Source organism: Bacillus canaveralius (assembly GCF_002860125.1).
GTDB lineage: Bacteria > Bacillota > Bacilli > Bacillales > Cytobacillaceae > Bacillus_BJ > Bacillus_BJ canaveralius.
In genome coordinates, this window is record NZ_PGVA01000010.1 from 26,076 (window position 1) to 36,772 (window position 10,697).

At 41.2% G+C, this 10,697-nt stretch carries 11 protein-coding genes, 1 pseudogene and 1 riboswitch; of the genes and pseudogenes, 7 read left to right on the plus strand and 5 right to left on the minus strand.

All coding sequences use genetic code 11. From position 1 onward, the window contains the following. Positions 1-143 precede the first annotated feature (143 nt). From lgt to CU635_RS05420, 5 genes are all read left to right on the plus strand, one after another. Positions 144-962, plus strand: coding sequence for a prolipoprotein diacylglyceryl transferase (gene lgt / locus CU635_RS05400; RefSeq protein ID WP_101576158.1), 819 nt, complete (start codon positions 144-146; stop codon positions 960-962). A gap of 304 nt (positions 963-1,266) precedes the next feature. Next, a complete protein-coding gene (locus CU635_RS05405) occupies positions 1,267-1,593 on the plus strand; it encodes a four-helix bundle copper-binding protein (protein WP_180956544.1) in 327 nt (108 codons plus the stop codon). 166 nt (positions 1,594-1,759) lie between these two features. Next, positions 1,760-2,194: a hypothetical protein gene (locus tag CU635_RS05410; protein ID WP_142382821.1), complete on the plus strand. Its 435-nt coding sequence runs from the start codon at positions 1,760-1,762 to the stop codon at positions 2,192-2,194. Further along, on the plus strand, positions 2,169-3,533 hold the full coding sequence (locus CU635_RS05415; protein WP_101576161.1) for a 4Fe-4S binding protein: 1,365 nt from the start codon (positions 2,169-2,171) through the stop codon (positions 3,531-3,533). The genes CU635_RS05410 and CU635_RS05415 overlap by 26 nt, the downstream gene beginning before the upstream one ends. Before the next feature lie 21 nt (positions 3,534-3,554). Then, a complete protein-coding gene (locus CU635_RS05420; protein WP_101576162.1) occupies positions 3,555-4,493 on the plus strand; it encodes a F510_1955 family glycosylhydrolase in 939 nt (312 codons plus the stop codon). A gap of 244 nt (positions 4,494-4,737) precedes the next feature. Here CU635_RS05420 and CU635_RS05425 read toward each other — a convergent pair whose 3' ends face one another. From CU635_RS05425 to CU635_RS05445, 5 genes are all read right to left on the minus strand, one after another. Next, entirely contained in the window at positions 4,738-5,352 is a 615-nt protein-coding gene (locus tag CU635_RS05425; protein WP_180956545.1) for a YdhK family protein, read from the minus strand. A 345-nt stretch (positions 5,353-5,697) separates the two neighbouring features. Then, a complete protein-coding gene (locus CU635_RS05430) occupies positions 5,698-5,961 on the minus strand; it encodes a hypothetical protein (RefSeq protein ID WP_101576163.1) in 264 nt (87 codons plus the stop codon). 100 nt (positions 5,962-6,061) lie between these two features. Further along, positions 6,062-6,634: a TVP38/TMEM64 family protein gene (locus CU635_RS05435; RefSeq protein WP_101576164.1), complete on the minus strand. Its 573-nt coding sequence runs from the start codon at positions 6,632-6,634 to the stop codon at positions 6,062-6,064. Between the two features lie 3 nt (positions 6,635-6,637). Further along, positions 6,638-7,315: a response regulator transcription factor gene (locus tag CU635_RS05440; RefSeq protein WP_101576165.1), complete on the minus strand. Its 678-nt coding sequence runs from the start codon at positions 7,313-7,315 to the stop codon at positions 6,638-6,640. Further along, positions 7,290-8,687, minus strand: a complete 1,398-nt coding sequence (locus CU635_RS05445; RefSeq protein ID WP_101576166.1) for a HAMP domain-containing sensor histidine kinase — start codon at positions 8,685-8,687, stop codon at positions 7,290-7,292. Before CU635_RS05445 ends, CU635_RS05440 begins: the two co-directional genes overlap by 26 nt. A gap of 211 nt (positions 8,688-8,898) precedes the next feature. On the opposite strand from CU635_RS05445, the gene CU635_RS05450 reads away from it, so the two are divergent. Together CU635_RS05450 and CU635_RS23745 are read left to right on the plus strand one after the other, a co-directional pair. Continuing rightward, complete coding sequence (locus tag CU635_RS05450; RefSeq protein ID WP_101576167.1) at positions 8,899-10,131, plus strand: ArsR family transcriptional regulator; 1,233 nt, start codon at positions 8,899-8,901, stop codon at positions 10,129-10,131. Positions 10,132-10,307: 176 nt separating this feature from the next. Further along, a pseudogene (locus CU635_RS23745) lies at positions 10,308-10,449 on the plus strand (transposase); the annotation flags it as partial. A gap of 156 nt (positions 10,450-10,605) precedes the next feature. Next, positions 10,606-10,688: riboswitch (cyclic di-GMP riboswitch) on the plus strand. The last annotated feature ends 9 nt before the right edge of the window (positions 10,689-10,697 follow it).

Consider the following 10,697-nt stretch of genomic DNA (forward strand, 5'->3'; position numbering starts at 1 on the left):
ACGGTTTTGCAGCTAAATAACTGGAAAATTATATTTTCAAATCATCTACAAAAGTTTTGGTATTGCACAAAATCTTGATATCGATGATTTAAACTGTTGCTATGCTAATATTTTTTTAAAAGTGAAAAGGAGGCAAAGGAGTTATGGAACAAATGCAGCATCTCAACAGAGTGGCTTTTGAACTTGGTCCAATCACTGTTTATTGGTACGGCATTATAATAGGAACAGGATTATTATTGGGCTGGCTGCTTGCCACAAAGGAGTCCCAGAAGCTTGGTCTCAATAAAGATATTTTTTCCGACTTATTGCTGTGGGCGATCCCGATCTCGATTATTAGTGCAAGAATTTATTATGTTCTATTTAAATGGGAGTATTACGCAGAAAATCCTGGAGAAATCGTTGCGATTTGGGAAGGCGGCATCGCGATTCATGGTGCCTTAATCGGTGGTGCAGTGACAGCAGTTGTTTTTGCGAAAAAGAAGGGAATCTCATTTTGGAAACTTGCTGACATTGCGGCACCAAGCATTATTCTCGGGCAGGCGATCGGGCGTTGGGGCAACTTTATGAACCAGGAGGCCTATGGTACAGAAGTTGCACGATCCTTTTTGGAAGGTTTAAATCTGCCGGAGTTTATCATTAATCAAATGTATATAAATGGCGCCTATCATCACCCGACATTCCTTTATGAATCAATTTGGAATTTGAGCGGATTTGTTTTACTGATTTTTCTTAGGAAGTTTCAGCCTAAACAAGGAGAGCTATTTCTTTCATACGTCATTTGGTATTCAATCGGCAGGTTCTTTATCGAAGGCTTAAGAACCGATAGTTTAATGCTGACTGATACGTTACGGATCGCCCAGATGATGTCTCTGTTCCTTATTGTAACGGCCACTTTCTTGATTGGCTTCAGAAGATGGAAGGGATATGCGAAATTCAGGTATGCGGAAAGTATTCATAATTGAGACTCCCACGCCTAAAGGCGCAAGTCCTACACCTTACGGTGTAACGGTAGCATCTTTTCAGACAATTGAGGTAGCAAAAACTACCTCTTGTCTGACCTCACTTTCATCCCACGTCTAAAGACGGGCTAGGCCCTGCGTGGGCTTTTTCGTTCGAAGAATCTGTAAATAAAGAAAAAAGAAGGAAGGTGATTATATTCCTTTCTTCTTTTTTATCAACTTAAATATGCATTTTTTATGCAGTTTATTCCATTTATCACAGGGGAAAACTTTAAAGAACACAAATCTTATTTAAGGGGATGTTATGATGAGTTTAACCCATGAACAATGTATTAAAGCCTGTCTCGAATGTATGGAAGCCTGCAATGTTTGCTTTGATGCATGTTTACAGGAAACAGACGTAAAGATGATGGCAGACTGCATCCGCCTCGACCGGGAATGCGCCGATATTTGTGCGTTTGCGGCACAAGCGATGCAATCAAATAGTCCGTTTGCCAAACAAATTTGCCAGTTATGCGCCGACATTTGCGAGGCGTGCGGAAATGAGTGCAAAAAGCATGATCATGACCACTGCCAAAAATGTGCCGAAGTTTGTTACAAATGTGCGGAAGAGTGTCGAAAAATGGCCTCATAAGCGCCCATACAAAAGCCTGCTCACCAAATGGGGGACAGGCTTTTCCATTGGCTTTCTCCTAAAATGTAATATAACTCATCGCTGTCACCAATTATCCATAAAAAAAGCACAGTTTCTGCAACATATTTTATTAGATTTAGGAAAGTTAACTTAAGGCGGTGAAAGAGTGTTGAGGTTGGGGTTCATTTTTTTATTAAATGCGATGGTCTTATTGTTATTTCCTATTTCTTTTGCATTGGCAGATGCAGGGCATACGGGTGAAAAAAGCATTATAGAGGATACCGAAGCGTTCAGAAATGGTAATCAGGGTCTTGATGGTGAACACTCAGGACATTCAAATCAGAACGTACATGAACAGCATAATGGAAAGGCAGATCATGAAGCGGAGCATACTGATCCGGTGGATGACTCCGGTGAAACTGTACATAGTGAAGAAGGAACGCATGGGCATGCGGACGAAACAGTGATTGAAACTCCACCAAATTATAAGGTGTTAGGCACTTTTGGAGCAATCAATTTTTCGTTTCTAATTGCAGGCTTGTGGAATAAAAGACTGAGAAAGAAGGTTCAGCCGCATGTCGATGCCCGAAAAAAAGCTTAATTCATCCAAGCAGCCTTTTAACCTTTTAGATATACCAATGATTAAAAAATTTATGAAAAGCCAATGGTATCCAGGAATCTTTCAATGGACGGCCTTTATTGTTTTTTCGGTGATCGTATTCCAATTGGTTGCCGGCACCGCCAGCTCGCATAGTAATTTTGGTACGTCGATGACGTGGGTGCTGTGGTGGCCGATTGTGCCCGTTCTGTTTATTGTCGCGGGCCGGTTTTGGTGTGCGGTTTGTCCATTCGGCAAACTGAGCGATCTTGTCAGAAAGTTTACTGGCAGTGAAAAGCCGATGCCGAAGTTTTTAAAAAAGTATGGAATCTGGCTGATTGACCTTTTTTTTATTATGATTACATGGAGCGACCATGTCTGGGGGATCGTTGAATCGCCTAGAGGGTCCGGATACTTGCTGCTGATTCTTGTCACAATGGTTGTCATCACATCAGTTTTATATGAGAGAAGGACATTTTGTAAAACTCTTTGCTTCCTTGGCGGATTAGCAGGCAACTATTCCCGCTCAGGGATGCTGCAATTAAGGGGAACTCCGGAAATATGCCGGACTTGCAAAACGCAATCATGTTATAAGGGTAATGAAAAAGTGGAAGGCTGCCCGATGTTCCAGTATGTACGCACAATGGATTCAAGCGCGGATTGCAACCTCTGTGCAAACTGTGTTAAATCATGTCCGAACAATTCGATTAAAGTCACAATGAGAGTCCCGACCAAGGAATTATGGGGAATAAAAAATCCCAAGCTGGAACATGCCTCACTGGCAGCCGTCATTATGGGAATCGTGTTTGTTCAAAATATCACGATGCTTTCAATCTGGGAAGATATTTTACGGGTGATTGGCATTTTTACGAACACAACCAATTACACGGTAAACTTTACTGTTGCTTATGTGATTTCGATGGTAATCCCGATTTTTCTGTTGTTAGGGACAGCCAAGCTTGCTGCATTGAAGGGAAACGCGACAAAGGTAAAAGAAAATTTTGTGAAATTCGGCTATGCGATTATTCCATTGGACCTAGCCGGACATTTAGGCCACAATCTTTTTCATATTCTTACTGAAGGAAAAGCAATCTGGTTTAATTCGGCAGCATTGTTTGGAATCAAAATGAGCGGTGATTTAAGCCTTGCGTCTGTCTCTGCCGTTCAATTGATACAATATGCAATCATTTTACTTGGCTTTACAGGGTCGGGCTATACGGTTTATCGAATCGGCAATAAAGGGACTTTTAAGCAATTGGCGCCTTATTATGGACTGATGCTCGTTCTGACAGCAGCAAATCTTTACATGTTTTCATTGCCAATGGCACACCGGGTAGGATAATAGTAAAAGGAGCACATACTTATGAAATTTAAAATGCTGGCAGGGTTTATCGCAACAGGAGCAATACTGATATCAGGCTGCAGCAATGAAACCGAAAATGGCGGGTCCAAGACTCTTAAAAGCGGGTATAAAGTGGAGCATATCCATGGCCTTGCCTATACAGAAAACAATTCGATTTATGTTGCCTCCCACGAGGGAATGATTATGACTAATAATCAGGGGAAAGAGTGGGTAACAGCCGGAAACACGGACTTCGATTTTATGGGATTTCATGTCCAATCTGACGGTGCGATGCTGACGAGCGGACATCCGGGCGCTAAATCTGACCTCCCCAATCCGCTTGGGGTTTTGGAAAGCACTAACAACGGGAAAAAATGGGAAACTAAAGCTTTGCTAGGAAAAGTAGATTTTCATATTCTCTCTTCAAATTATCATAACCCCGACATGATTTACGGGGTAAACCAGATGGATAGTGGGGACTATAAGGCAGGTATTTATAAGAGCACGGACGGGGGAGAGAATTGGAACAGGCTGAATGCCACTGGGCTGCCTGCTGACTTACATGGTATGTATTCGCTGCTTTCCCTGCCGGATGATGAAAATGTATTGATCGCTGGTACAAACGAAGGAGTTTTTCGATCTGAAGATGGCGGCAAGACATGGAAGCCCGCTGATCCGAGCCGGTTGATTACTGCGATCAGCGTCATCCCTGGTTCATCAGAGCTGATCAGCTATTCAATAACAGAAACGGAAGCAGGTATCATGAAGAGCAAGGATAACGGACAAACCTGGGAGAAGATCGGGTTGGATCTCGGGAAGGATGCCGTCTCCTATTTCGCTATCCATCCAAAGGAGCCAGATAAAATTGCGGTCGTCACATTTGAAAACAATCTTCTTGTGTCAGAAGACGGAGGAGAAAATTGGACTACCTTAATGAAAAAAGGCGAATTGCAAAATTAATTTGCAGTTAAGCAGAAAAGGGGCTGTCCCATAAGTGCTATTTCAGCCGAAACCTTAAAACAGTAAAACCCAGGAATGCTGTTAAATCAACATTCTTGGGTTTTTAATTTGAGTGCATTTTACTCTAAAATGGACTTTTTAGACAGCCCCTTTTTTTTAGATAAAAAAGACCACTCGATTATGGTTTTTTTGTCCGTAGTAAATCGAAATAAAGTATTCTCGTTATTCATTGGCGGATTTAAATTTATCTAGGGGAAAGTTCACTTTCTGTGACCCATTTATGATTAGTCACTTTTTCTCCACCAGTGGTTGGTGTAAAATCGATGATGTACACCGTTGTTTGTTCAGCTGTATCAATTTCGGCGGTTGCTCCCTCCATGCCTTCCATATGACCGGCCTCTAGCTTAACCTCTGTTCCAGGTTCTAAAGGCGCTTCACCGGCGTTTGGAATCTCTTCGTGAATAACCCATTTATGATTTTCTACTCTGGCTCCACCAGTTGTCGGGGTATACGAAACAGTATACGCTGTAGTATCATAAGCGCCTACAATGGTGGCTTCTGCACCTTTCATCCCCTCCATATGACCATCTTTGATAATCGCTTGACTTCCGACTGGATAGGTGGGATTTTCTGCTTCTTTCAAGTCGTCAGGCACTTCACCTGAGCCGGAATGGTTCATATCAGAGTGGTCCATATTAGAATCGTTTGTGCCAGAATGACCATTATGCATGTTTTCACCAGAGTTCGAATTGTTCTCATTTGGGCTGCTTTCTTCATCATTATCAGCACACGCTGTCAAAGACAGTGCTGTAACCACAGAAAAAATTATCATTAGTAATTTTTTTCTTTTGATCAACATACGAAAAACCTCCTTTTAGTAGTGCATATTATACCCACAATTTTATGCAGAAAATATGCACTACGGGCTGAAAAAAAGTTATGATGAACTTTTGCAGTTCTAATTGGTGCGATCTGTCTATGGAAGCTTAGGCCTGGGATCTCCTTAAACAATATCTCTATGAAGGTAAATTTGTTAGGTACAAAATAGGGAAAATATGCTGAGAAGATTCGACCGATGTCATCCTCGCAGGGCCTCAATAAACACAAAATACCACAGCCTCAGAAGCTGTGGTAGCACCAGAAATTTATACTTATCTTTCAAAAAAAGGATTGGCAAAAGCCATTCCCGGATGGGGAACCGATTTTATAAGCTGTTCATCATACTGCTGGTGTCATTCATCATATTATCCGTTTTTTCTTCTCTCATTGTTCCTCCGTTGCCATGGCAGGAATCATACATATCTTTCAATTCCTTCTCGGATAAATCAGGATGCATTTCCTCCATTTTTGGTTTCATTTGGCCAAAGTTTATTGTTCCTTCGCCATCATTGTTTGCCTGTGCAAAAGCATACGTTCCTGCTCCGAAAATAAAGGCTGCACTTAAAATCCCAATTGCTAATTTTTTCATTTTTAGCATCTCCTTTCTTGATCCAAGAATACCTTAGACAAATGGAGAATTTATCGAGAAGTTGTGAAAGTTCTATGTGAAATAAAAGCCAGTTCAACTCTCATTCTTCGGCGATTTCCTGTTTAATCTTTCTTCTTTTCCTAACGAAATATGCAAATAATACAACAATAACAAAAATCAAAATCCCCAGCTGCCACTCCATTTTCAAATTAAACACAGTGTTAACTGAGTAGGCTTCAATCAATAAGGACGGAGCTTTACCGACAGTGCTCGCAATACTGAAGGAAATCAGCCCCATTTTACTCAACCCCGCTGCCAGTGTAACTGCACCAGAAGGAACGAACGGCAATATTCTCAGCAAAAGTACGAGAATGGCTGCCTCAACCCCTCCAGTATTTTTCAGCTTTCGCAAAAACGTATTCTTCATTTTCCGATCAGTTGTAAATTTATTGATCCCTTTTCGATAAATCACAAAGCTGACGATCGCTCCTGCTGCCTCACCTGCAATTGAAACAATCAATCCGGTTTCAAAGCCGAAAAACGCAATATTGCCTGCGGTAATGAAAGCGCTCGGGACAACACCTGAAATCGCTATCGCAATATTAAAGGCTATGCTGATCAAAGCCGCGACAATTGGATTAACAGGGAACCACTCAAGCAAGAAGTCATCCATTCCCTATTCTTTCCCGGACCATTTGTATCCGACACCCCAGACTGTAATTAAGTAATCATCGGCGGGAAACCCGGCTTTGCGAAGTTTTTCCCGTAAATTTCTTACATGGGAGTCGATCGTCCGGTCTTCGGTTGCGACACCGTAACCCCAAATGGAAGTGATTAAATGTTCCCTGGTAAATACTTTGTTTTGGTTGTTCAAAAACAGACTCATCATTGCAAATTCTTTCGGTGTCAGCGGGATCTCAACGTTATGATATTTAAGCTCAAAAGAGTCGTGATCCAACAAAAGACCCTGAAATGAAACCCTTCCGGTTTCGCTCTTTTTCCTTCTTAGCACAGCTTCAATCCTTGCCATCAGCTCTTCCTCATCAAACGGTTTGGCAATATAATCATCCGCTCCGATGTTTAATCCTTTTACAATATCGTTTTTTTCGCTTCTGGCAGTAAGCATAATAATCGGGATATCCCAGTGCTTTCGAATTTCCTGGCAAGCTTCCCACCCGTCCATTTCAGGCATCATCACATCGAGGAGGATCAGATCTGCTGGATTAGACTCTAAATATTCAATCGCATCGAGCGCTGACCCGGTTTTAATACAATGATATCCCCGGGGGGAAATATACAAGGATAACAAATCGAGCATCATTGGCTCATCATCTACTAGTAAAATGGTTTTCATCGCATTCGGCTCCCTTAAATATTAACTCGAATTCTGTACCTTCATTTTCAATGCTTTTAACAGTAATTGTACCGCCGTGAGCATGAACCAGCTCTTTAACAATCGCGAGACCGAGGCCTGATCCTCCCAGAGCTCTCGTCCGCGCTTTGTCTACTCGATAAAAGCGGTTAAAGATGTATGGTATATCATCTTTAGGTATTCCTTTGCCGTTGTCTTTAATTATTATATGGACTGCTTCTTTCTTTTTTCTTACTGTAACAATCGTGTTCGTCCCTGAAGGAGAATACTTAATCGAATTATCCAGTAAATTAAAAACTATTTGCTCAAGTCTTGAAGGATCGGCCTCCAGAAACAAATCAGAAGGGCACTTCACTATTAAACTCATATTTTTCTCCCGGAAAGCAGGGGAAAATTTCTTTTCAACTTTTTTAAAAAAATCGTTCAAATCAATGGTCCTTTTTTGAATAACAAATGAATTTTTGTCGATTTTCGCAAGTTCAAATAGATCCTTAATCAATGCTGAAAGCCGGTTCGTCTCTTCGAGAATAATCTGTAAATATTTTTCCCGTTCCTCCCCTGATAGTTTTCGCTTATGAACAATGTCTGCATATCCTTTTATATATGTTAAAGGGGTCCTGAGCTCATGGGAGATGCTTGCCAAAAAATCATTGCGCTCTTGTGTTAAATAATTCAGGTCAGTTGCCAGCAACTCAATCGATTGCGCCAGATCCCCGAGTTCGTCGTTTCCTGTTTTGGGCAGTGTAACAGAGAAGTCGCCTTGACTTATTTGCGACGTCGCTTCTTTCATTTTAATCAGCGGTTTAGTGAGTGCTTTTGAAAGAAAGACAATGATAATAAAAGTTAGGGAAACCGCTATTAAGCCTGCCAATAAAAAGTGTTCATTCAGACGTTCAATTAACGAATGCACAGATTCTGTATTTTGAAACATAAACACATTTCCGACAATCTGCCCATCGACTTCGACTGGACTGATGGTCGCAATGAAAGGCTCATCCTGCCAGTTATCTTCTACAATTCGTCCTTTGCGCGAAATATTAGAAGGTTGTGATTTTAAATATTTAGTTAAGGGCTGGGTTTGGGCTGAAGAGTCAAGAATTTCCCCGGCTGTATTCGTAATGACAACATCCGTATCCGCTTCAGACTCCATCAAAGTAACATGTGATATGGTTTGTGAGTCGAAATGTTTTTCGAGAATGGCTCTGTGTGAGTTCCCCCTTGCCTGTAATGAAAGCAGCTCTTCTTCTATGCGTGAATCGACAATCGCCGAATGCAAAAAGAAAAACATAAATGTTTCAAGGCCAAAGATGATCAGAAAAAATACTGTTCCCAGCTTGATCGAAAGCTTGTTCATTGGTGGCTCACCTTCTTCAATCTATTTTTTCATTATATTTAATAAATTTGGAGATTCTGTGCAGAATAATCTCATTCATTTTAGAATGAAAGAAGTTGTCTGTATACATATTTAGAACCATTTTTCAGTAAGCTGCGAGCTTACTGCACAATTTCTGCAAAAGCTTGCTGTATCTTTTTACTGTAGTCATAGTAACGAAAGGAGTTTCAAAATGAAAAAGTTTCTGGCAATATGTTTAGTTGCTTTATTAGCGATTGGCTTGGTCGCATGTACGAATGATAATAATAACAATCAAAATGAAAACAAGGATCAATCGGAAAATATGGATGGAATGGATCATGGTGACACGAACCATGAAGAAGGCAGTGGGACTTCTGATAGTTCTTCGGAGGTTAGCAGCACAAAAAACGTAACGAGACTTGATGCGGCAAATTTAGTAGATGCTGCGGTTAAAGTTTCAAATACAGTGTGGCCGGCGACTCATGATGAAAACAAGCCTGGTGCGGTTATACTCGTCCCAACCGATAACTGGCAAATTTCACTTGCGGCGACAACGTTAATCCATCATCCAAACAACGGGCCAGTCTTGTTTTATGAGGACGATGAAATCCCGGAGGCGACTTTAGTTGAGTTGGAGCGCCTTGCTCCGACTGGAAATGTCGATGGCACAGAGGTAATGGTAGTGGGAAATCCAAGCAAAAAAGTGTTGGATCAGCTTGATGATTTTTCCGTTGAACAAATTAAAGGTGATGATCCGGCGGAGTTTGCCAAAGCAGCCGACCAAAAATATGCTGATGTATCCGGAGAACTTCCGCAAGGTTTGATTATTGTGTCAGCTGAAGAGGAGGCAAAACTATTTTCTCTTATTGCCGGAAACTGGATTGCCCACATGCCGGAGCCTGTACTATATGTGACAAAAGACGGGATTCCCGATGCGACCAGGGAAGCGCTGGAGCTTAGGAATAATAATGCCAATATTTATGTGCTCGGACCGGAATCCGCGATTTCAAATGACATTTTCAATGACTTAGATAAATATGGGACCATAACGAGAATAGAAGGAGAAACTCCGGCTGCGGCTTCAATCGCTTTTGCGAGATTTAAAGATGAGCAGACGGGATTTGGCTGGGGTCTTACAGAACCGGGTCATGGACTAGGCTTCGTCTCAACAAAAAGCGCCGACTATGCAATTGCCGGGGCGCCGTTCGCCCATCTTGGCAAGCACGCTCCGATAATCTGGCTTGAAGATGGTGAATTAACTGGGGAGACACATGAATTCCTCGGCCAATTACAACCGAAATTTACCGATGATCCAACAGTCGGGCCATACAATCATGCATTTATTATCGGGTCGGGCAAAGAAGTGACCATGGAAAACCAGGGCATGATTGATATGATGCTGGAAATTGTATCTGCCGATGGCGGAGGACATGGAGGACATTAATATATACACAAGCAAAAGGCTTTCGTTGAAAGCCTTTTTATTTTAATGGTTTAAAAAATCACAGGCTATGCCTGTGGCATTAAGAAGCTATGCTTATGTAATGAAAAAGGTCAGCTCCATTTTGTATATTAGCAAGTGATTCAAGCCTAAAAATATACAAAACCGGAGACTGACCTATGGATAAAAGCTTATCACATACAAAATGGAACTGTAATATCACATCATATTTATACCAAAATATCGTAGGAAGATGTATATGGTAAATACAGAAGAGAAATCGGAAGGATTCTCCGCCAATTATGTGAGTATAAAGGGATAGGTAATGTTTATCATTGCTCACATCTGGTGAAAACGTATGGGAAGACAAATTGTTCTGCAGACAATATTTAATTTTAATAGAAAAATATTGAAATGTTTTACTTAAAATAGTAATATATGTTCAGGTAAAAAGTTACATAATTCAACAATATTAACCAACGATAAAGGCAAATCCGACGAAAGTCGGAGACGCAAAGCCACGGGTCTAAAGCAGATGCCATGACAGCCGGGTTACCGAATGGATTAAA

Excerpts from the sequence above, each read along its gene's own strand:
- lgt (WP_101576158.1), top strand. The coding sequence starts at position 144 with ATGGAACAAATGCAGCATCTCAACAGAGTGGCTTTTGAACTTGGTCCA.
- CU635_RS05405 (WP_180956544.1), top strand. The coding sequence starts at position 1,267 with ATGAGTTTAACCCATGAACAATGTATTAAAGCCTGTCTCGAATGTATG.
- CU635_RS05415 (WP_101576161.1), top strand. The coding sequence starts at position 2,169 with ATGTCGATGCCCGAAAAAAAGCTTAATTCATCCAAGCAGCCTTTTAAC.
- CU635_RS05420 (WP_101576162.1), top strand. The coding sequence starts at position 3,555 with ATGAAATTTAAAATGCTGGCAGGGTTTATCGCAACAGGAGCAATACTG.
- CU635_RS05425 (WP_180956545.1), bottom strand. The coding sequence starts at position 5,352 with ATGTTGATCAAAAGAAAAAAATTACTAATGATAATTTTTTCTGTGGTT.
- CU635_RS05430 (WP_101576163.1), bottom strand. The coding sequence starts at position 5,961 with ATGAAAAAATTAGCAATTGGGATTTTAAGTGCAGCCTTTATTTTCGGA.
- CU635_RS05435 (WP_101576164.1), bottom strand. The coding sequence starts at position 6,634 with ATGGATGACTTCTTGCTTGAGTGGTTCCCTGTTAATCCAATTGTCGCG.
- CU635_RS05440 (WP_101576165.1), bottom strand. The coding sequence starts at position 7,315 with ATGAAAACCATTTTACTAGTAGATGATGAGCCAATGATGCTCGATTTG.
- CU635_RS05445 (WP_101576166.1), bottom strand. The coding sequence starts at position 8,687 with ATGAACAAGCTTTCGATCAAGCTGGGAACAGTATTTTTTCTGATCATC.
- CU635_RS05450 (WP_101576167.1), top strand. The coding sequence starts at position 8,899 with ATGAAAAAGTTTCTGGCAATATGTTTAGTTGCTTTATTAGCGATTGGC.